At 56.4% G+C, this 22,375-nt stretch carries 16 protein-coding genes, 2 tRNA genes and 1 pseudogene; 3 read left to right on the forward strand and 16 right to left on the reverse strand.

Annotated elements, in window-relative coordinates; genetic code table 11:
* Positions 1-103 precede the first annotated feature (103 nt).
* Both mgtA and SCU88_RS22110 read right to left on the reverse strand, forming a co-directional pair.
* Positions 104-2,683 (reverse strand): annotated as a pseudogene (gene mgtA, locus SCU88_RS22105) (magnesium-translocating P-type ATPase); the annotation flags it as partial.
* Between the two features lie 245 nt (positions 2,684-2,928).
* Positions 2,929-3,237, reverse strand: a complete 309-nt coding sequence (locus SCU88_RS22110) for a hypothetical protein (protein WP_138094176.1) — start codon at positions 3,235-3,237, stop codon at positions 2,929-2,931.
* A gap of 183 nt (positions 3,238-3,420) precedes the next feature.
* Between SCU88_RS22110 and nrdD the strand changes: the two genes are divergently transcribed.
* The gene (gene nrdD, locus SCU88_RS22115) at positions 3,421-5,556 is read left to right on the forward strand and encodes an anaerobic ribonucleoside-triphosphate reductase (RefSeq protein ID WP_175340820.1); all 2,136 of its coding nucleotides are present in this window, start codon (positions 3,421-3,423) and stop codon (positions 5,554-5,556) included.
* 2 nt (positions 5,557-5,558) lie between these two features.
* Entirely contained in the window at positions 5,559-6,023 is a 465-nt protein-coding gene (nrdG, locus tag SCU88_RS22120; RefSeq protein ID WP_138094180.1) for an anaerobic ribonucleoside-triphosphate reductase-activating protein, read from the forward strand.
* 195 nt (positions 6,024-6,218) lie between these two features.
* Here nrdG and mtr read toward each other — a convergent pair whose 3' ends face one another.
* The 7 genes from mtr to kdgT form a co-directional block, all read right to left on the reverse strand.
* Positions 6,219-7,463 carry a tryptophan permease gene (mtr, locus tag SCU88_RS22125; RefSeq protein WP_138094182.1) on the reverse strand — a complete coding sequence of 415 codons (1,245 nt, stop codon included), beginning with the start codon at positions 7,461-7,463 and terminating at the stop codon, positions 6,219-6,221.
* A gap of 160 nt (positions 7,464-7,623) precedes the next feature.
* Positions 7,624-9,474 (reverse strand): DEAD/DEAH family ATP-dependent RNA helicase, encoded by a 1,851-nt coding sequence (locus tag SCU88_RS22130; RefSeq protein WP_175340821.1) that lies wholly within the window; start codon positions 9,472-9,474, stop codon positions 7,624-7,626.
* Positions 9,467-9,547 carry a protein YrbN gene (gene yrbN, locus SCU88_RS22135; RefSeq protein WP_138099092.1) on the reverse strand — a complete coding sequence of 27 codons (81 nt, stop codon included), beginning with the start codon at positions 9,545-9,547 and terminating at the stop codon, positions 9,467-9,469. The genes SCU88_RS22130 and yrbN overlap by 8 nt, the downstream gene beginning before the upstream one ends.
* A 218-nt stretch (positions 9,548-9,765) precedes the next feature.
* Positions 9,766-10,653: a lipoprotein NlpI gene (gene nlpI / locus SCU88_RS22140; protein WP_138094186.1), complete on the reverse strand. Its 888-nt coding sequence runs from the start codon at positions 10,651-10,653 to the stop codon at positions 9,766-9,768.
* A gap of 117 nt (positions 10,654-10,770) precedes the next feature.
* Positions 10,771-12,906 (reverse strand): polyribonucleotide nucleotidyltransferase, encoded by a 2,136-nt coding sequence (gene pnp, locus SCU88_RS22145; protein WP_138094188.1) that lies wholly within the window; start codon positions 12,904-12,906, stop codon positions 10,771-10,773.
* 249 nt (positions 12,907-13,155) lie between these two features.
* Positions 13,156-13,425: a 30S ribosomal protein S15 gene (gene rpsO / locus SCU88_RS22150; RefSeq protein ID WP_138094190.1), complete on the reverse strand. Its 270-nt coding sequence runs from the start codon at positions 13,423-13,425 to the stop codon at positions 13,156-13,158.
* A 160-nt stretch (positions 13,426-13,585) separates the two neighbouring features.
* The gene (gene kdgT / locus SCU88_RS22155; protein WP_138099093.1) at positions 13,586-14,581 is read right to left on the reverse strand and encodes a 2-keto-3-deoxygluconate transporter; all 996 of its coding nucleotides are present in this window, start codon (positions 14,579-14,581) and stop codon (positions 13,586-13,588) included.
* A 341-nt stretch (positions 14,582-14,922) separates the two neighbouring features.
* On the opposite strand from kdgT, the gene kduI reads away from it, so the two are divergent.
* The gene (gene kduI / locus SCU88_RS22160; protein ID WP_175340822.1) at positions 14,923-15,759 is read left to right on the forward strand and encodes a 5-dehydro-4-deoxy-D-glucuronate isomerase; all 837 of its coding nucleotides are present in this window, start codon (positions 14,923-14,925) and stop codon (positions 15,757-15,759) included.
* A 75-nt stretch (positions 15,760-15,834) separates the two neighbouring features.
* Here kduI and truB read toward each other — a convergent pair whose 3' ends face one another.
* The 7 genes from truB to SCU88_RS22195 form a co-directional block, all read right to left on the reverse strand.
* Positions 15,835-16,779, reverse strand: a complete 945-nt coding sequence (truB, locus tag SCU88_RS22165) for a tRNA pseudouridine(55) synthase TruB (RefSeq protein WP_138094194.1) — start codon at positions 16,777-16,779, stop codon at positions 15,835-15,837.
* Entirely contained in the window at positions 16,779-17,183 is a 405-nt protein-coding gene (rbfA, locus tag SCU88_RS22170; protein ID WP_138094196.1) for a 30S ribosome-binding factor RbfA, read from the reverse strand. The genes truB and rbfA overlap by 1 nt, the downstream gene beginning before the upstream one ends.
* Positions 17,184-17,246: 63 nt before the next feature.
* Positions 17,247-19,922: a translation initiation factor IF-2 gene (gene infB / locus SCU88_RS22175; RefSeq protein ID WP_175340823.1), complete on the reverse strand. Its 2,676-nt coding sequence runs from the start codon at positions 19,920-19,922 to the stop codon at positions 17,247-17,249.
* Between the two features lie 23 nt (positions 19,923-19,945).
* A complete protein-coding gene (nusA, locus tag SCU88_RS22180; RefSeq protein ID WP_138094200.1) occupies positions 19,946-21,433 on the reverse strand; it encodes a transcription termination factor NusA in 1,488 nt (495 codons plus the stop codon).
* Between the two features lie 26 nt (positions 21,434-21,459).
* Positions 21,460-21,912, reverse strand: a complete 453-nt coding sequence (gene rimP, locus SCU88_RS22185) for a ribosome maturation factor RimP (RefSeq protein ID WP_175340824.1) — start codon at positions 21,910-21,912, stop codon at positions 21,460-21,462.
* 236 nt (positions 21,913-22,148) lie between these two features.
* Positions 22,149-22,225, reverse strand: a tRNA-Met gene (locus tag SCU88_RS22190).
* A 56-nt stretch (positions 22,226-22,281) separates the two neighbouring features.
* Positions 22,282-22,368 (reverse strand) — tRNA-Leu (locus tag SCU88_RS22195).
* Positions 22,369-22,375 lie beyond the last annotated feature (7 nt).

Genomic DNA, 22,375 nt, shown 5'->3' on the forward strand with positions numbered 1-22,375 from the left:
TCTTTATGATGTCAAATGGTCAACGCATCTGGTATCACGAGAAGAAGATTTGAGCAAACCGGGTAACGGGACGCCGTTCACACATCGCCACAATTAAGGCTTACTACCAACCATAACGTCGGCTATAGAATCCTTTCACCGCCTGAGTCAGCGCCATATAGCCAGCCAGAATCGCCGCCAGCCACGGGAAGTAGCTTAACGGCAGAGCCTGAAGATGCAGGCATTCGGCCCAGGGCGAAAAAGGCAGCAGGATCCCCAGCGCCATCACCACCAGAGTCATCACTATCAGCGGCCAGGCGGCGCGGCTTTGCAGGAATGGCAGGCGCCGGGTGCGAATCATATGGACGATCAGCGTCTGGGACAGCAGACCGACCACAAACCATCCTGACTGGAACAGAGTCTGGGCCTCCGGTACCCTGGCCTGGAATACCCACCACATCAGGCAGAAGGTCAGGATGTCGAAGATGGAACTGATCGGGCCGAAAAACAGCATAAAGCGCCCAATCTGCGCCGGCTCCCAACGCTGGGGCCGAGCCACCTGTTCCTCATCCACGTTATCAAACGGAATCGCCACCTGTGACATATCGTAAAGGAGGTTCTGAATCAGCAGATGCAGCGGTAGCATCGGCAGGAAAGGCAAAAAGGCGCTGGCCACCAGCACGCTAAAGACGTTGCCGAAGTTGGAGCTGGCGGTCATTCTGATGTACTTAAGCATGTTGGCAAAGGTGCGGCGCCCTTCGCGTACCCCTTGTTCCAGCACCATCAGGCTCTTTTCCAGCAGAATAATATCCGCCGCCTCACGGGCGATATCCACCGCGCTATCGACCGAGATACCAATATCTGCCGCGCGCAGCGCCGGAGCGTCGTTAATACCATCGCCCATAAAGCCCACGACGTGCCCCTGTTCGCGTAGCAGACAGACCACACGCGACTTCTGCAGCGGCGTCAGGCGGGCGAACAGCACGCACTCCCGCGCCCTGGCGGCCAGGGTGGCATCGTCCATCTCCTCAATCTGGCTACCGGTGAGGGCTTCGCCTGGCGCCAGCCCGACCTCATGGCAGACTTTCGCCGCCACCAGTTCGCTGTCACCGGTCAGCACTTTAATCGCCACGCCGCCCGCCTGTAGCGCCCGCAGCGCAGGCGCCGTGCTCTCTTTCGGCGGATCGAGGAAGGTCAGAAAACCTTCCAGGATCAAATCCGACTCATCCCTTTGTCCATACTCGCTGTCGCGCATCGGCAGCGGCTTACCGGCAACCGCCACCACCCGTAGCCCTTCACGATTGAGCTGCTCCGCTGTCTGGCGAATCCTGGCGCGTAGTGCGCTATCCATCCTGATAACGTCGCTCCCCTGACGTATCCGGGTCGAGACATTCAGCATCTCTTCCAGCGCGCCTTTACAGATCAGCCAGTGGCTATCCACCGTCTGGCTTACCACCACCGTCATCCGACGTCGGCTGAAGTCGAAGGGCACCTCATCCACTTTGCGCCAGCGGGCTGCGATCTCCTCCCCCTGAACCTGCGCCATTTTTTCTTTTATCGCCTCATCCAGCGGGCTGTTCAGACCGGTCTGGTAATGGCTGTTAAGCCACGCCATCTCCAGTACCTGCTGGCTTGTTTGGCCATCGAGATTCATGTATCCCTCAAGCCGGATACGGTCCCGGGTCAGGGTGCCGGTCTTATCGGTACACAGAAGGTCCATCGCGCCGAAATTCTGAATGGCGTCCAGCCGCTTGACGATCACCTTCTGACGCGACAGTTTCATAGCGCCCCTCGCCAGCGTGGAAGTGACGATCATCGGCAGCATTTCCGGCGTCAGTCCTACGGCCACCGAAAGCGCAAACAGCGCGGCGTCCCACCAGTCACCTTTGGTAAACCCGTTGATCAGCAGTACGATCGGCGCCATCACCAGCATAAAGCGGATCAGCAGCAGGCTGACCCGGCTGATGCCCTGACGAAACGCATTAGGCTCAGGATCCTTCCCCAGCGTCTGGCGGGCAAGTTGCCCGAACCAGGTGTTCTCTCCGGTGGCCACCACTAAAGCCAGGCCGCTGCCGCTGGCCACGCTGGTGCCCATAAAGCACAGGTTGCTGCTTTCTAACGGACTGCCGGAGGAATCACAGGGCTGAGCCGATTTCTCTACCGGCAGCGATTCGCCGGTCAGCGTCGCCTGCGAAACAAACAGCGCCCGACCGTTCAACAGGCGCAGATCGGCAGGAACAATATCGCCCGCAGCCAGCTTGACGATGTCGCCCGGCACCAGATCTTCAACCGGAATGGTCACGTAGCCGCTTTCGCCCCGCTGGTTCAGGGTGCGCAGTACAGTCGCATTACTGCTGACCATGGCCTTCAGGGCCTGCGCTGCCCGGGAAGAGCGCAGCTCCTGAATCGCGTTTAACAGCGTAGAGATAAACACCATCAGCGCAATAATTACCGTGGCGGAAAGATCGTCCGTAGCCCAGGAGATCGCCGCCAGTGCCGTCAGCAGCAGGTTGAAGGGGTTGACGTAGCTACGAACCAGATAGCGCCACCATGGCGTGGAACACTCCGACGCCACCTGATTCAGACCGTGGCGCACTCTGGCTTTCACTACCTCTCCGGGGGTCAGCCCTTCCGGATGGCTGGCGAAATGGCGCATCAGGGCAGCCTCATCCATACGGGCATAGTGCAGGCAGGCGCGAGCCAGTTCGGCATCGCTCCCGGCTCTGGCGCGCTTTTCCCGGTTCAGTAAGCCACGCGCAGCAGTAAAAGGGGAAGAAAGTAAAGTAAACAGCATAAGCGTCCCTCCGGCGCTTCTTGCGAGGCACCGCAATCCCTACGGATACGACAAGGCCGTCCCGTCAGGGCAATAAATCAACGAGCAGGCAGGGGCACAACGCGTGTCGCTGCCTTCCGCTTCCGGAAGGCAGCCATCAAAAGAAGAGAACTGACTTACCGGAAGAAATTACACAACTGGGGATAAGGATCGGGGTCCATAACGCCTCCGGTAACGGCAGAAAGAAGAAAGGGCGACACTATGCCGCCGATAATCGGGATAAATCCTAATGTCCGGTCACTAAACCGCACGTCAACCAACACGGCCGCAGAATGACTTAAATCTGAACGGGCAATCGATTTATTAGAAAACACCCTCTTTGTTCCAGGCCGCGTCATTTCAGGAGCGGGAATTTTACTTTGATCTGAGTCAACAACAGCGCAAACATCTTTAGTGAAAACACCATATATAGGCAATAAAATCACAACCAACCCCAACATGTTGTAGTTGGTGCATATTGACTGATACCACACCCGGCCCGGAAACAGGCGCCGGGCTGTGGATAATGCCGGGCGGGTATTGCGAAAAGCCTCTAATTAACAAGCCGCAAAGGATGTACTGCCCAACGGTCGACACTGTGGATAACCTGTTTTTAAAATGGAGAGATCATGACACCGCATGTGATGAAACGGGATGGGTGCAAAGTACCTTTCACTTCAGCGCGTATTCAAGAAGCGATTATACGCGCCGCCGTCGCCGCGGGGGTCGATGACGCAGACTATTGCGCCACCGTCGCGGAGACTGTTAGCAACCTAATGCAGGATCGCAGTCAGGTCGATATCAACGAGATTCAGACCGCGGTGGAAAACCAGCTGATGTCCGGTCCGTACAAACAGCTGGCCCGCGCCTATATCGAATACCGCCATGACCGCGATGTTGCCCGTGAAAAACGCGGCCAGCTCAATCAGGAGATCCGGGGGCTGGTCGAACAGACCAACGCCTCACTGCTGAACGAAAACGCCAATAAAGACAGTAAAGTGATCCCCACCCAGCGCGACCTGCTGGCGGGTATCGTTGCCAAACACTACGCCAAACAACATCTGCTGCCGCGCGATGTGGTGCGCGCTCACGAGCGCGGAGAGATCCATTACCACGATCTCGACTACTCCCCCTTCTTCCCGATGTTCAACTGTATGCTGATCGATCTGAAAGGCATGCTGACCCGCGGCTTTAAGATGGGCAATGCGGAGATCGAACCACCGAAATCTATCTCTACCGCGACGGCGGTCACTGCCCAGATCATCGCCCAGGTAGCCAGTCATATTTATGGCGGCACCACCATTAACCGCATCGACGAAGTGCTGGCACCTTTCGTCACTGCCAGCTTTGACAAGCACCGTAAAACCGCCGACGAATGGCAGATTCCGGATGCCGAAGGTTATGCCCGCGCCCGCACCGAAAAAGAGTGCTACGACGCCTTCCAGTCGCTGGAATATGAGGTGAACACCCTGCATACCGCCAACGGCCAGACGCCGTTCGTAACCTTCGGTTTTGGTCTGGGTACCAGTTGGGAATCGCGTCTGATTCAGACCTCTATCCTGCGTAACCGCATCGCCGGCCTGGGCAAGAACCGCAAAACCGCGGTCTTCCCGAAGCTGGTGTTCGCCATCCGCGATGGCCTGAATCACCAGTTTGGCGATCCCAACTACGACATTAAGCGGCTGGCCCTGGAGTGCGCCAGCAAGCGCATGTATCCGGATATCCTGAACTACGACCAGGTGGTGAAAGTCACTGGCTCCTTTAAGACCCCGATGGGCTGCCGCAGCTTCCTGGGGGTGTATGAAGAAAACGGCGAACAGATTCACGACGGCCGTAACAACCTGGGCGTCATCAGCCTCAACCTGCCGCGTATCGCGCTGGAAGCTAAAGGTGACGAGGCGCGTTTCCATGCGCTGCTCGACGAACGCCTGTTGCTTGCGAAAAAAGCGCTGATGACCCGTATCGCACGCCTGGAAGGGGTTAAGGCCCGGGTTGCGCCAATCCTCTATATGGAAGGTGCCTGCGGCGTACGCCTGAAAGCGGACGATGACGTCGCAGAGATCTTTAAAAACGGTCGCGCTTCTATCTCGCTGGGTTATATCGGCATCCACGAAACCATTAACGCGCTATACGGCAATCAGCACGTTTATGACAGCGAAACGCTGCGCGCTAAAGCGCTCGACGTTGTTCAGCGCCTGCGCCAGGCTGTAGACAGTTGGAAAGAGGAAACCGGGTATGGCTTCAGCCTCTACAGCACCCCGAGCGAAAACCTGTGCGATCGCTTCTGTCGTCTGGATACCGCTGAATTCGGCGTAGTACCGGGCGTAACCGATAAGGGCTACTACACCAACAGCTTCCACCTGGACGTGGAGAAGAAGGTGAATCCTTACGATAAGCTGGACTTCGAAGCGCCCTACCCGCCCGTCGCCAGCGGCGGTTTCATCTGCTACGGCGAATATCCCAACCTGCAGCATAACCTGAAAGCGCTGGAAGATGTCTGGGATTACAGCTACCAGCACGTGCCCTATTACGGCACCAACACGCCGATCGATGAATGTTACGAATGCGGCTTCACCGGCGAGTTCGACTGCACCAGTAAAGGCTTTACCTGCCCGAAATGCGGTAACCATGACGCCAGCCGGGTTTCAGTTACCCGCAGGGTCTGCGGTTACCTGGGCAGCCCGGACGCGCGCCCGTTTAACGCCGGTAAACAGGAAGAGGTGAAACGCCGCGTTAAGCACCTGGGCAACGGCCAGTTGGGCTGAGGATGAACATACACCAGTATTACCCGGTCGATGTGGTTAACGGGCCGGGTACCCGCTGCACGCTGTTTGTGGCGGGTTGCGTTCATCAGTGCCCCGGTTGCTACAACAAAAGCACCTGGCGTCTGAACTCCGGCGTTGCCTTTACGCCAGAGATGGCGCAAAAAATCATTGATGACCTCAATGACACCCGGGTACGGCGCCAGGGACTATCGCTCTCTGGCGGCGATCCGCTCCATCCGCAAAATGTGCCCGATATTCTGAAACTGGTGCAGCGGGTTCGTCGCGAATGCCCCGGCAAAGACATCTGGGTCTGGACCGGCTACAAGCTGGATGAGCTGACCCCCCAGCAAATGGAGGTGGTGAGTCTGATTAACGTTCTGGTGGACGGTAAGTTCGTTCAGGACCTGAGAGATCCGGCGCTCATCTGGCGCGGCAGCAGCAATCAGGTGATTCACCATCTGCGCTGAATGGAAGGGACCCGAAGGTCCCTGAGACTAATGGCAAACCTGGGCCGAACGCGTTCGGCCAGAATCACCAGAAAAATAAACAAGGAAAATCAATTCATTGATTTTCGGCAGCTCAACCACAAAGAGGGAAAAACCACGTTTTTTCCCTCTTTGTCATCAACCTGAAGGGACCCGAAGGTCCCTTTTTTATGGCTGTTACTGAAACACCGGCAACAGATTAAAGCTGGAAAAAATATGCACCAGCGCGTTACCGACGCCAAATACCAGAATCAGCGCAATCATCGGCTTACCGCCCCATACCCGAAAGCGAGGACTGCCAAAGCGCTTGCGTGACGCCCGCGCCAGCAGCGCTGGTACGATAGCGGCCCAGATGGTCGCCGCCAGCCCGGCATAGCCGATAGCATACAGGAACCCGTTCGGCCACAGCAGGCCCCCCACCATCGGCGGCAGGAAGGTGATGAGCGCCGTCTTCAGACGACCCAGCGGTGAATCGTCGAAACCAAACAGATCCGCAAGGTAGTCAAACAGTCCCAGCGTTACGCCAAGGAAAGAGCTGGCCACCGCAAAGTTAGAGAAAATCACCAGCAGCAGATTGAGCGAACGGCTGTTCAGCACACCGCTCAGTGCCTGAACCAGCACATCGATATTACCGCCCTTCTGAGCAATGCCGATAAAGTCCTGGCGCGGAATATTGCCCATAGTGCCCAGAAGCCAGATAACGTACAGCCCCAGGGCAATCAGCGTCCCCCAGAGCAGACAGCGGATAATCAGCTTAGGCTCGCGGCCATAGTATTTCATCAGGCTGGGAACGTTACCGTGATAGCCGAAAGAGGCAAGACAGAACGGCAGCGTCATCAGCAGGTAGGGGGCATAGCGCGGGCTTTCTTCACTCAGGTTCAGAAGCGTGCCCGGCTCAACGTGACCCAGCAGGCTGCCGAAAGTCAGGAAGAAGGTGATCACCTTGGCCCCCAGCACAATCGCGGTCATCCGGCTGACCGCCCGGGTACTCAACCAGACGATAAAGGCCACCGCCAGTGCAAACAGCAGCCCCGCCATCCGTGCCGGAAAAACAACGCCCATCTCCCCCAGAGTATGGTGGATGATCGAGCCGCTGGCCGAGATATAGGCATAGGTCAGGATATAGAGCACAAAGGCAATGGACAGGCCATTCACCAGGTTCCAGCCACGGCCCAGCAGATCTTTGGTCAGGGTGTCGAAGCTGGCGCCCGGCGGGTAGTTCAGGTTGGCTTCCAGAATCATCAGCCCCGAATGCAGCATGCAGAACCAGGTGAACACCAGCGCCGCCAGCGACCAGAAAAACCAGGCACCAGACATCACTACAGGCAGAGAGAACATACCGGCACCAATAATGGTGCCCCCGATAATCATCACACCGCCCAGAATGGAGGGCGTCGGACGGGAAGTGGAGAGTGCGGTCATCTGATGCTATTCCTGTAAGGTAAATCGTGGCGGGCCATCTGCCTGCTGCTGCATTGTACCAGTACATGAGTACAAAAGGGATAAAAAAATCCCGATCGGACAGATCGGGATTCGTTTATTTTACTTTACAGCGGGTAAAGCAGCATTTTCCGCTTAATTTTTATGCATCACCGAAGCGACGACGATTGCCGCTCTCTTCGCGACGACCGCGACCGCCTTCACGACGCTCGCCGGAGAAGCGACCACCGCCTTCACGGCGTTCGTTGTTAAAGCGACGACCTTCACCGCCACCGCGACGCTCGCCGTTGAAGTTACGACCACCGCCACCGCCGCGACGTTCGCCGCGCGGCTGGGCATCTCCCAGCAGCTGCATGTTCATCGGCTTGTTCAGAATGCGGGTACGGGTAAAGTGCGACAGCACATCGCCCGGCATCCCTTTCGGCAGCTCGATGGTTGAGTGGGAAGCAAACAGCTTGATGTTACCGATATAACGGCTGCTGATATCACCTTCGTTGGCGATGGCGCCCACGATATGGCGAACTTCCACACCGTCATCACGGCCCACTTCAATGCGATAAAGCTCCATATCGCCAACGTCGCGACGTTCACGGCGCGGGCGCTCGCTGCGCTCGCCACCGCGGCGGTCGTCACGCTCACGGAATTCGCGCTTGGGACGACGCTCGACAACCGGATCCGGCGGCAGAATCAGCGGACGCTCACCCTGTGCCATTTTCAGCAGCGCGGCGGCCAGAGTTTCCATATCCAGCTCGTCTTCCGGCTGCAGCTTGCTCAGCAGTTCGCGATACTGATCCAGATCGCTGGCTTCCAGCTGCTGATGAACGCGACCGGCGAATTTCGCCAGACGGCGCTGGCCCAGCAGTTCTGCATTCGGCAGTTCCACTTCCGGGATGGTCAGCTTCATGGTGCGCTCGATGTTGCGCAGCAGGCGACGCTCGCGGTTTTCCACGAACAGCAACGCGCGCCCTGCACGACCAGCACGACCGGTACGACCGATACGGTGTACATAAGATTCGGCATCCATCGGGATATCGTAGTTCACGACCAGGCTGATGCGATCCACATCCAGACCACGGGCAGCAACATCGGTGGCAATCAGGATATCCAGGCGGCCATCCTTCAGACGCTCCAGGGTCTGCTCACGCAGCGCCTGGTTCATGTCGCCGTTCAGCGCGGCGCTGTTGTAGCCGTTACGCTCCAGCGCTTCGGCCACTTCAAGAGTGGCATTTTTGGTACGCACGAAGATGATTGCAGCGTCGAAATCTTCCGCTTCCAGGAAACGAACCAGCGCTTCATTCTTACGCATTCCCCAGACGCTCCAGTAGCTCTGGCTGATGTCCGGACGAGTGTTAATGCTGGTCTGGATACGCACTTCCTGCGGATCCTTCATAAAGCGCTTAGTGATGCGGCGGATCGCTTCCGGCATGGTGGCGGAAAACAGCGCGGTCTGATGCCCTTCCGGGATCTGCGCCATGATGGTTTCCACATCTTCGATAAAGCCCATACGCAGCATTTCGTCGGCTTCATCCAGTACCAGCCCTTTCAGGTTGGAGAGATCCAGGGTACCGCGCTTCAGGTGGTCAAGCAGACGACCCGGGGTACCCACAACGATCTGCGGTCCCTGACGCAGGGCGCGCAGTTGCACGTCGTAACGCTGGCCGCCGTAAAGCGCCAGAACCTGTACGCCGCGCATGTGTTTAGAGAAATCATTACAGGCTTCAGCAACCTGCACCGCCAGTTCGCGGGTCGGCGCCAGCACCAGAAGCTGCGGTGCGCGCAGGTTTGCGTCAATGTTGTTCAGCAGCGGCAGGGAAAATGCCGCGGTCTTGCCACTACCGGTCTGGGCCATCCCCAGCACATCGCGACCTTCCAGCAGGTGCGGGATACAGGCAGCCTGGATCGGAGAAGGCTTCTCATAACCCAGGTCGTTAAGTGCTTCAAGAATGGGGGCTTTCAGGCCCAGCTCGCTAAAAGTGGTTTCGATATCAGCCATGTAGTACAAGTGCCTCAGTATCAATGGCGGCCAGTCTACATAACTCATCTTGAAAATGGTCTGTAATTTTCATTGAAAAGTGTGAACCGGCTCAAATTGTATGGATTAACAAACAAAAACGCCCTCACCCGCTAAGATGATGACTTAAAAGGGATTTCACCCGTCACATTCGGGTTGCCGAACCAAAGGCCGTTCGCATTCGCCGGGTACTGACATTGTGTCAGTGACTCGGTAGTACGTTGCCTGCCTGCAACACGAATTCTTTAAGGTTAATGGGTTAATGTTCGTCAGCTATTGCTGGTCCGATTCTGCCAGGTCATCTTGCTCCTGGCCCAGGAGCGCTAATTCCAACAATGCATAACGGTGCTCAACGTAGTTGTGGACGTTGTTCGCGACCGTCAACTTGAACAGTGCACTGGCACTGCTCTTATCCCCCAGACTCAGGTAGTACTTACCTAAATAGAAGTTGGTTTCACTGAGATGCTCAGCGAGCGAGGTGTTATCCGTTGCGTCTGCCTTCAGTCTTTCCATCAGCGTCTTTTCGCTGATGCGACCAAGGTAGAATTCGACGATGTTCCATCCCCACTGCTCTTTATCCGCTTTGTCAAAGTGCTGCTTAAGCATCACTTTGGCCTGGTCTTCGTCTATCCTGCTTCCGGCAAGGTAGACCCAAAGACTACGGAAAGGATCATTGGGATCGTCTTGATAAAACGCCAGCAGATCATCTTGCGCTAGCCGGTAACGTCCACCGTAATAGAGGGCGATTCCCCGGTTCAAATGCGCGTAGTTATATGTTGGATCAAGCTCAAGTACAGAATCAAACGCTTCATAGGCGGCATCAAAATTGCCCGCCTGCGTTAAATAAATGCCCAGGTAATTAAATACCTCGGGCATATCCGGGCGGATCACCAGCGCTTGTGAAAAATCATTTCGCGCCAGAGCCCGCAAGCCGAGACTATCATACAATACTCCGCGCTCATATAAAAGCTGAGCGCGTTCATCATCGGTTAAAGCCCGACTGGCAAGAATCTGTTCCATGCGCGCCAGAATCACCTCCTGCTGGAGGGTCGGCTGTAGCGGCACGGCCAGTACTTCATTCTGACGCCAGGCAGTGCTACTGCTGCATCCTGCCAGCGCCAGAGCGGTCGCAACGAGACACCAGCGCAAAAAAGGCTTCATTTCCTACTCCCGAAGACACTATTGGATGAACGTCCTGTTCCCCGGCTGGAACGCAGAGCTTCCAGCTCTGCTTACCGGCACTCTGCCATTACTGGCAGAGTGCCGGAAAAGCGCATCTTATTCAGCTTCAGGTGCGGCAGGCGCCGCAGCCGGAGCCGCTTCAGCAGCAGCTTCCTTCATGCTCAGTCGGACGCGGCCCTGACGGTCCACTTCCAGTACCTTAACCGGCACTTCCTGGCCCATTTCCAGGTAATCGGAGACTTTCTCTACACGCTTGTCGGCGATCTGAGAAATGTGCACCAGCCCTTCTTTGCCGCCGCCAATGGCAACAAAAGCACCGAAATCAACGATGCGGGTAACTTTACCGTTGTAAATACGGCCTACTTCGATCTCAGCAGTAATCTCTTCGATACGTCGGATGGCGTGTTTCGCTTTATCGCCATCGGTCGCCGCAATCTTCACGGTACCGTCGTCTTCGATCTCAATGGTGGTGCCTGTCTCTTCGGTCAGTGCGCGAATAACGGAACCGCCTTTACCGATAACATCTTTGATCTTATCAGGACTGATCTTGATGGTATGGATACGCGGCGCAAATTCAGAGATGTCACCACGCGGTGCGTTGATAGCCTGCTCCATAACGCCCAGGATGTGCAGACGCGCACCCTTAGCCTGGTTCAGCGCCGCTTGCATGATTTCGCGGGTGATACCTTCAATTTTGATATCCATCTGCAACGCAGTGATACCGTCGCGGGAACCGGCAACTTTAAAGTCCATATCGCCCAGGTGATCTTCGTCGCCCAGGATATCGGACAGCACGACGTAGTTGTCGCCTTCTTTCACCAGACCCATCGCGATACCCGCCACGGCGGCTTTCACCGGTACGCCAGCATCCATCAGGGCCAGAGAGGCGCCACACACGGAGGCCATGGAAGAAGAACCGTTGGATTCGGTGATTTCAGAAACCACGCGCACGGTGTACGGGAAACGCTCAGCGTCCGGCATGATAGCCAGCACGCCACGCTTCGCCAGACGACCGTGACCAATTTCACGACGCTTCGGCGAACCTACCATCCCCGTTTCGCCTACGCAGTACGGAGGGAAGTTGTAGTGGAACAGGAAGCGATCGGTACGCTCGCCCATCAGTTCGTCGATGTTCTGGGCGTCACGCTCGGTACCCAGCGTCGCGGTAACCAGAGCCTGAGTTTCACCACGGGTGAACAGCGCGGAGCCGTGAGTACGCGGCAGAACGCCTGTGCGCACATCCAGACCACGAATCATATCTTTTTCACGACCGTCGATACGCGGCTCGCCAGCCAGTACGCGGGAACGCACCACGCTCTTCTCGATGGCGTGCAGAATATCGCCCAGCTCGTTTTCATCGAGCGGCTGGTCTTCCGGCTGTTCCGCCTGCAGCGCAGCAATGGTTTCAGATTTGATCGCGTCGATCTGCGCATAGCGTTCCTGCTTATCGGTAATGCGATAAGCGTCGCTCAGGCGAGATTCAGCCAGGGCGGCAACGCGCGCGTTCAACGCTTCGTTTGCGGCTTCTGGCTGCCAGTCCCAACGCGGTTTACCCGCTTTAGCCACCAGCTCATTGATGTTCTGAATAACAACCTGCTGTTGATCGTGGCCAAATACCACGGCGCCCAGCATCTGCTCTTCGCTCAGCAACTCAGCTTCGGACTCAACCATCAGAACGGCGCCTTCAGTACCGGCAACCACCAGATTCAGCTGACTGGTTTTCAGTTCATCAGTGGTCGGGTTGAGCACGTATTGATCGTTGATGTAACCCACGCGCGCACAGCCGATCGGTCCGTTAAACGGAATACCGGACAGGGAAAGCGCGGCGGAAGCGCCAATCATTGCCACAACGTCCGGGTTAACCTGCGGGTTTACCGAAACAACGGTCGCGATGACCTGAACTTCGTTAACAAAACCTTCCGGGAACAGCGGGCGGATAGGACGGTCGATCAGACGCGCAGTCAGGGTTTCGCCTTCGCTCGGGCGGCCTTCACGACGAAAGAAGCTGCCAGGAATGCGGCCAGCAGCGTAGGTACGCTCCTGGTAGTTAACGGTCAGCGGGAAGAAGTCCTGACCCGGTTTAGCTTTTTTAGCACCAACGGCCGTAACGAAAACCGCGGTATCATCCATGCTCACCATGACAGCGGCGGTAGCCTGACGCGCCATCATGCCGGTTTCTATCGTTACCGTATGCTGACCATACTGAAATTTTTGAACGATCGGATTAAGCAAAATAGTACCCTTACTCTCATTAACATGGCAGCGCGCCCTGTGGCGCGCTGTCGTTAGAACCCGATCTTAGCCGCATCCTCGCGACTAATGACAACCCTGCACCGCCCCTGGCGGTCAAGCCTCTCATTAGCCGCGCGAACCTCTGCGGTAAAGATCACTCTTAGCAACAATACATGAGTTTACCTGCAATTGCTGCCATCTGGTTGAAAAAAGGGGCCGTAAAGGCCCCTTTTCTGAAACTTGCAAAAATTAGCGACGCAGACCCAGACGCTCAATCAGGCTGGTGTAGCGAGCAACATCTTTACGCTTCAGGTAGTCGAGCAGCTTACGACGCTGAGAAACCATACGCAGCAGACCACGACGGCTGTGGTGATCTTTTTTGTGCTCCGAAAAGTGGCCCTGCAGGTGGTTGATCTGTGCAGTCAGCAGAGCAACCTGGACTTCGGTAGAACCGCTGTCGTTTGCATCACGGCCGAACTCAGAAACGATTTTAGCTTTAGCTTCAACGCTTAGAGACATTTTAGAACTCCAAAACTTAAGGTAAATGACAGGGCGCCGATCTCTAATTCAGCAACCCCCGAATAAAGCCGGTGTATTCTACCTGTCGCCGCCTTTTATCGCAAGATAAGGGCTCGTCAGTAACGCATCGGGCGCGGAGAATACCTCCGCGCCCTGGCTGTTATGGCTTATCCGCCGCGGCCCCGGGGAGCGGTGGAACCCCGGGCTTATGTCCGCCCACGTGTCGGGCATACAGCGCGGTAATAATCGGCACCAGAATCGCCGTGACGATAACGCTGGCGGCCACCAGTGCGGTCGCCGATGCGGCCACCGGTTCGAATGCCGGGTTAATCTGCGCGATGATAACCGGATTAGCGACCGCAGCACCCGCTGCTGAGGAAGCCGCAACCCCTGCGGTGCCGTTACCACCACCGATAAACTTATCGGCAAGAATCAGCGGAATACCGGTAATCACAATCACCGCCACGCCCAGCAGCACGCCAAGCAGGCCGGTATCGAGGATCACGCCAAGATTAATGGTGTTACCCAGCGCAAATCCGAAGAATGGAATCAGTACCGGCGTTGCCTTGCTGAAAAAGGTGCGGAAGTCATGATCGATATTGCCCAGCGCGAAGCCAATCAGGAACGGCAGTACCGCACCGATAAAGTGGTGAGCCTCAAAGGAAGCCAGACCTGCGGAGCCCAAAATCACCATGGTCATCAGCGGGCCGGATTCTAGCGACATCAGAACGAAAGCGCCAGACTCCTCTTTGGTGCCGTACTGATTCATCAGGCTGGCGTACAGACCGCCGTTGGTCATATCCATTGCCGAAACAATTGCCAGTACCGACAGGCCAGCAAAGACGCCAGTCTGAATACCGGTTTCCGGAATAAAAGAAGCGGCGATGATAGCCACAATCCAGGCCACGGCAATTTTAGTCAGCACCAAAGTGCCAGACTTACGCAGTACCGTGCCGGTGGCGCGCAGGTCGATCGATGCGCCGATACAGAAGAACCAGACGGCAAGAATCGGCACCGTCCCTGAGATCATTCCCTTAGTGAAGGAACCAAAATACTCCCCCGTCGACGGCGCCAGGGTGTTCAGTATCGCGCCAAGTAACAGAGGGACCAGCATCATCCCGCCTGGGATGCGTTCAATCGTGGCTTTAATCTTCATCATTAATCCTTACCGTTTTATCAGACCGGGGCATGGCCGGATCCTCTACGGCGATAAACAGTGACCCTATATCCTCGGCGTGAGTCAGACGGGCGAACCACCACGTAAACGCGGAGTGGCAGACCATTGCCTGGATACGCTCTGGATGAATTCTTCGCGCTTAGCTATAACACGGAACGTGTGTTTGAACAGAATGAAACATTGTTTTAGTTATGCGCGTCACACTCTTATTTTTTGGCGCTGATAGAATGAAAAGAAGTTGATGAAGAAAAGTTTCGTCAGTATTAATCAGACAGCATTGCGGGGTTGCGGGATACCGCCTCCCCATGAGAGGAGAGAGAATGGACGTACGTCAGAGCATTCATAGCGAGCACGCCAAAACACTGGACACTACCGGTCTGCGCAAAGAGTTTTTAATTGAACAGATCTTTGTGGCCGATGAGTACACCATGACCTACAGCCATATCGATCGCATCATTGTCGGCGGCGTTATGCCGGTCACCCGCACGGTCAGCGTGGGTGGCGAGGTCGGCAAGCAGTTGGGTGTGAGCTACTTCCTGGAACGCCGTGAGTTGGGCGTTATCAATATCGGTGGTGCGGGCCGCATCACCGTGGACGGTAAAGCCTGGGAGATGAGCCATCGCGACGGTCTGTACGTGGGTAAGGGCGCAAAGGAGGTGGTTTTCGAATGCCTGGATCCGCAAAATCCGCCGCGCTTCTACTATAACTGCGCACCGGCGCACACGAGCTACCCAACCCGTCGGGTTACACCGGCGGATGTCTCCCCCCAGACGCTGGGCGACGATGTCACCAGTAACCGTCGTACCATCAATAAGTATTTTATTCTCGACGTACTGGAAACCTGCCAGCTCAGCATGGGGCTGACCGAACTGGCGCCGGGCAACCTGTGGAACACCATGCCCTGCCACACCCACGAACGCCGTATGGAGGTCTACTTCTACTTCGGGATGGAAGAGGACAGCTGCGTTTTCCATATGATGGGGCAGCCTCAGGAAACCCGTCACATCGTGGTTCGCAATGAGCAGGCGGTGATCTCGCCAAGCTGGTCGATTCACTCAGGAGTCGGCACCCGCGCCTACACCTTTATCTGGGGAATGGTTGGTGAAAACCAGGTCTTCGACGATATGGATCACGTCGCCGTTAAAGATCTGCGTTAATCCCTGAATAACAAAGGGGGGGAGCGCCATCAGCGCTCCCCCCCTTTTCTTTGTTATATCGCACAGACGCCAGATTTACTCCTGGTGTTCCACCACCAGACGTCGCGGGGCCACGCGCCCGTCGTCGGCGATTTCCGCCATGCCAATAAACTTGTGCTCTTCGCCTTCAGTCACCCGAACCAGCCCTTCAGCAGGGGCGCCATTCACCCGTACCGGCTGGCCATTCTTAAACCAGAAAGCCACTTCCGACAGCAGATTAACCACCGGGAAGTCGGCAGCCGGGCTGTCCATCGGCATCAGTAGCGGATCCAGCAGCGCTGCCGAATCAGACTCTTCGGCTTCCGCCCGGGCGACCAGCGCATTGAGCTGCTCCAGCGTCACCATCCGTTCGGTCGGATAACGTCCCACCGCCAGACGGCGCAGGAAGATAACGTGAGCGCCACAGCCCAGTTTTTCCCCGAGATCGTCGATGATGGTTCGAATATAGGTGCCCTTGGAGCAGTGAATCTCCAGCTCCAGCTCGTCGCCTTCATGACGAATAAACAGCAGTTCATACACCACTATCGGCCGGGGCTCGCGCGGGACTTCAATGCCCTGACGCGCATACTCATACAGGGGACGCCCCTGATGTTTCAGCGCCGAGTACATCGAAGGCACCTGCTGAGTTTCGCCACGAAACGATTCCAGCGCCTGCGCCAGCTCTGCTGCGCTGAAGTTCACCGGGCGCTCTTCCACCACCTGGCCGTCGGCATCGGAGGTGTCGGTACGCTGCCCAAGACGGGCAATCACCCGATAGCGCTTGTCGGTATCCAGCAGATAGCGGGAGAACTTCGTCGCTTCTCCAAGACAGATGGGCAGCATGCCGGTCGCCAGCGGATCCAGGGCGCCGGTATGGCCCGCGCGATTAGCCCGATAGAGACGCTTAACCTTCTGCAACGCATCGTTGGAGGAGAGCCCGCCGGGTTTATCCAGCAGCAGCACGCCGTGAATGTCGCGACCGCGACGACGTGGACGACTCATTACTCCTCCTTGTCGCCATCGTCAGCACGCCCACGACGCGCTTCATCCTGCTTAATCACGTTGGAAACCAGGTTGGACATGCGCATCCCTTCCACCAACGAGTTATCGTAAAAGAAGGTCAGCTCCGGCACGATACGCAGACGCATGGCCTTACCCAGCAGGGTACGGATGTAGCCGGAAGCTTCTTTTAGCGCCTTCAGGCCCTGCTTCACGTTTTCTGCATCATCGTCATTCAGGAAGGTGACATAGACTTTGGCGTAGGCCAGGTCACGTGAGACCTCAACGCCAGATACGGTAGTCATCAGGCCTAAGCGCGGGTCCTTGATTTCGCGCTGCAGGATGATGGCAATCTCTTTCTGCATCTCCTGAGCGACGCGCTGCGAACGACCAAATTCTTTCGCCATGGTAATTTCTCCAGACAAACAGGGGGGCCGTAGCCCCCCATGATTACGCCGATATGTGGTCTATCAGTCGATAGTGCGCTGAATTTCGATAATCTCGAAGACTTCGATCATATCGCCAGTACGCACGTCGTTGTAGTTCTTAACGCCGATACCACATTCCATGCCGTTACGGACTTCGTTAACGTCATCCTTGAAGCGACGCAGGGACTCCAGCTCGCCTTCGTAGATCACCACGTTCTCGCGCAGGACGCGGATCGGGTTGTGACGTTTGACGACGCCTTCGGTAACCATACAGCCCGCGATAGCACCAAACTTCGGCGACTTGAACACGTCGCGGACTTCGGCCAGACCGATGATCTGCTGTTTGTACTCCGGCGCCAGCATGCCGCTCATGGCCTGCTTCACTTCGTCAATCAGGCTATAGATAACGGAGTAGTAGCGCAGATCCAGGCTTTCCGCTTCAATGACCTTACGCGCAGAGGCGTCGGCACGAACGTTAAAGCCCACGATGATGGCGTTGGATGCCGCAGCCAGGGTCGCATCGGTCTCGGTGATACCACCAACGCCGGAACCGACAATCTTCACCTTCACTTCGTCGGTGGAGAGTTTCAGCAGCGAGTCGCAGATAGCTTCGACAGAGCCCTGAACGTCGGCCTTCAGCACGATGTTCACTTCGGAGACTTCGCCTTCGGTCATGTTGGCGAACATGTTCTCCAGCTTCGACTTCTGCTGACGAGCCAGTTTCACTTCGCGGAACTTACCCTGACGGTAGAGCGCCACTTCACGGGCTTTCTTCTCGTCACGTACAACCGTCGCCTCGTCACCGGCAACCGGCACGCCAGACAGGCCCAGAATCTCAACCGGAATGGAAGGACCAGCTTCGGTCACTTCTTTGCCCAGTTCGTTACGCATCGCACGTACACGGCCATATTCAAAGCCGCAGAGCACGATGTCGCCTTTGTGCAGCGTACCTTCACGTACCAGAACGGATGCCACCGGACCACGACCTTTATCCAGGAAGGATTCGATAACCACACCGCTCGCCATACCGTTACGTACCGCTTTCAGCTCCAGAACTTCGGACTGCAGCAGGATGGCATCCAGCAGCTCGTCAATACCGGTACCGGCCTTAGCGGAAACGTGGACAAACTGGCTTTCGCCGCCCCACTCTTCCGGAATAACGCCGTACTGCGCCAGTTCGTTCTTCACGCGATCCGGATCGGCTTCCGGCTTATCGATTTTGTTCACCGCAACCACGACCGGCACCTGCGCCGCTTTAGCGTGCTGGATAGCTTCGATGGTCTGCGGCATCACGCCGTCATCGGCTGCAACCACCAGAACCACGATATCGGTGGCCTGAGCACCACGCGCACGCATTGCGGTAAACGCGGCGTGCCCCGGGGTATCCAGGAAGGTGATGTTGCCGTTGTCGGTGTGAACGTTATAAGCACCAATGTGCTGGGTAATGCCGCCCGCTTCGCCAGAGGCGACTTTGGTGGAACGAATGTAGTCCAGCAGAGAGGTTTTACCGTGGTCAACGTGGCCCATGATGGTGACGACCGGCGCACGCGGTTCAGCCTGAGCGCCGGTATCACGGTCGCTCATTACCGCCTCTTCCAGCTCGTTTTCACGGCGCAGAGTCACTTTATGGCCCATCTCTTCCGCAACCAGCTGCGCGGTTTCCTGGTCGATAACCTGGTTGATAGTCGCCATGGCACCCAGCTTCATCATCACTTTGATAACCTGGGAGCCTTTTACCGCCATCTTGTTAGCCAGTTCAGCAACGGTGATGGTCTCACCAATCACCACGTCGCGGTTAACAGCCTGCGCAGGCTTCTGGAAGCCCTGCTGCAGCGCGCTGCCGCGGCGATTACGACCGCCTTTGCCACCGCGCCCTGCGGCACGTGCTTCTTCACGATCGGCCTTGGACTCGGAATGCTTGTTGCCTTTCTTATGACGGCTGGCCTTGCTGGTACGGCTACGTCCACGTCCGCCTTCCACTTCGCGGTCGTTTTCATCTTCAGCCTGACGGGCATGCTGGGAGGTGGTTACGTGATAGTCGCTATCATCCGTCGTCCCTTCCCAGTCTTTGGTACCGGCTTCGGCCATGCGGCGCGCTTCTTCAGCGGCTCGTTTGGCGTCTTCCTCGAGTTTGCGACGCGCCTCTTCTTCGGTCTTGCGCTTCAGCTCAGCGGCTTCGGCTTCCAGGCGGGCTTTCTCGGCGTGTCTGGCTTTGGTCACTTCGTCGGTCTGTTGATTGCTCACTTTCTCTTTTTCCGCAGCTTCACGTTTCGCTTTATCAGCGGCTTCACGTTTGGCCTTTTCTTCAGCTTCACGCTTCGCTTTTTCTTCTGCCTCACGTTTGGCAGCTTCCTCTGCCTCACGACGGGCCGTTTCTTCCGCTTCACGCTTCGCTTCTTCTTCCGCTGCCAGACGTTCGGCCTCTTGCGGATCGCGTTTTACAAAGGTGCGCTTTTTGCGGACTTCGATCTGTACCGACTTACTCTTCCCGCCGGTACCCGGAATATTTAAAGTACTGCGCGTTTTACGCTGCAATGTCAACTTGTCTGGCCCTGAAGCGTGTTCGCGATTCAGGTGTGCCAGCAAAGCTTCTTTTTCTTGCGCCGTCACAGAGTCATCAGCAGACTTCCGGATCCCTGCGTCAGCGAATTGCTGTACCAGGCGGTCCACGGGAGTCTGGATCTCTGCGGCCAGCGCTTTTACGGTTACATCGGTCATGCTGTTCCTTCCTGCTAAGTTGATTACGCGTCGTCGCCGAACCAGCAGATATTTCGTGCCGCCATGATAAGCGTCCCGGCCCGCTCTGCGGTCAGGCCTTCGATATCGGACAGGTCGTCCACGCCCTGCTCAGCAAGATCTTCCAGCGAACAGACACCACGTGCAGCCAGCTCTAAGGCCAGAGAATGCTCCATCCCCTCAAGGTTGAGCAGGTCGTCAGCCGGCTTGTTATCGCCGAGACTCTCTTCCTTCGCCAGCGCCAGCGTGGTCAGCGCGTTTTTAGCGCGCTCGCGTAATGCTTCCACGGTTGGTTCATCGAGACCTTCGATCTCCAGCAGTTCCGACATCGGAACATAAGCCAGCTCTTCGAGCGAGGAGAAGCCCTCTTCCACCAGAACCGTGGCGAAATCTTCGTCAATATCGAGATATTTGGTAAACGTATCGATCGCAGCATTGGCCTCGGCCTGGTGTTTGGCCTGCAGGTCTTCCATGGTCATCACGTTCAGCTCCCAGCCGCTCAGTTGGGAAGCCAGGCGAACGTTCTGCCCGTTACGGCCAATGGCCTGCGCCAGGTTACCGGCCTCAACGGCGATATCCATGGTGTGTTTATCTTCGTCCACAACGATGGAGGCGACATCTGCCGGCGCCATAGCATTGATGACGAACTGCGCCGGGTTATCGTCCCACAGCACAATATCGATACGCTCGCCGCCCAGTTCAGTAGAAACCGCCTGAACGCGCGCACCGCGCATACCTACGCAGGCGCCCACCGGGTCGATGCGTTTATCGTTAGTTTTCACCGCGATTTTGGCACGGGAACCCGGATCGCGGGCCGCGGCTTTAATCTCGATAACCTCTTCACCAATTTCCGGCACCTCAATGCGGAACAGTTCGATCAGCATCTCCGGCTTGGAACGGGTGACAAACAGCTGCGCTCCACGCGCTTCCGGACGCACGGCGTAAAGCACGCCACGCACGCGGTCGCCCGGGCGGAAGTTTTCCCGCGGCAGCATATCTTCACGCAGAATCACCGCCTCGGCATTGCTGCCCAGATCCAGCGAGATACTGTCGCGATTTACCTTCTTCACCACCCCGGTCACGATTTCGCCTTCGCGATCGCGGAACTGATCCACCACCATTGCGCGCTCGGCTTCACGCACTTTTTGTACGATGACCTGCTTGGCGGTCTGGGTGGTAATGCGGTCAAAGGTGACGGATTCAATCTGGTCTTCAACATAGTCGCCAGGGTTGAGTTCCGGATCTTCAAAGCGCGCAGCCTCCAGCGTAATTTCGCGGGTTGGCAGAGTCACCTCTTCCACAATGAGCCAGCGGCGGAAGGTATCAAAATCACCGCTACGGCGATCGATGCTGACACGCACATCGATCTCTTGCTCATATTTCTTCTTGGTCGCCGTTGCCAGGGCAGTTTCCAGCGCTTCGAAAATCTTTTCGCGCGGTACCGCTTTCTCGTTGGAAACAGCTTCGACAACGGCCAAAATTTCTTTGTTCATCCTGGGTTTCGCCTCAATCCAGAGTGTTAAAAGTGGGGTACCAGGTTCGCCTTCTGAACGTTGCTCAGCGCGAACACTTCATCTTTGCCTTCGACCGTGACGGTCACCATTTCACCTTCCACGGCTTTAATCGTGCCCTGCCATTTACGACGGTTCTGCACCGCCATGCGCAGGACAAGGCTCACATCTTCACCGATATAACGGTGGTAGTGATCGGCGGTGAACAGCGGACGATCCAGGCCAGGCGAGGAAACTTCCAGGTTGTAAGCCACAGTGATGGGATCTTCGACATCCAGTACGGCACTTACCTGGCGGCTGGCATCAGCGCAATCATCAACATTTATGCCATCTTCACTATCAATATAGATGCGCAGCGTAGATGTGCGACCGCGAATGAATTCGACGCCAACCAGCTCGTAACCCAGCGCCTCCACAGGCGCGGTGATCATCTCTGTTAACTTCTGCTCTAATGTGGACAAATCCACCCCCAGGACATAAAAAAAGGGCCAAAAGCCCAGTTATTCTCTCGTCAGATAACAAAAAACCCCGATTAACGGGGCTTTATATAACTGAACCCTGTCACCCGTCATACCTCAGGTTGCCGTAATGCAATCTGAACTATTCCGGATGTCACCTTCCGGGAGAATTTTTTTCAAAATTCATCGCGAAGGCGATGCTCTTCACAGTATATTTGAAAAAGAACTCTCAGGGAAAGTGGTTGCGGGGGCCGGATTTGAACCGACGACCTTCGGGTTATGAGCCCGACGAGCTACCAGGCTGCTCCACCCCGCGTCAGAAAACGTTGCGATGATACGCCTGAACTGCCAAAAAAGCAAGTTAACAGGATTTGGTACCGAGGACGGGACTTGAACCCGTAAGCCCTATTGGGCACTACCACCTCAAGGTAGCGTGTCTACCAATTCCACCACCTCGGCACGTAAA

Origin of the sequence: Jejuibacter sp. L23, from assembly GCF_050815825.1 — a bacterium.
GTDB lineage: Bacteria > Pseudomonadota > Gammaproteobacteria > Enterobacterales > Enterobacteriaceae > Jejubacter > Jejubacter calystegiae.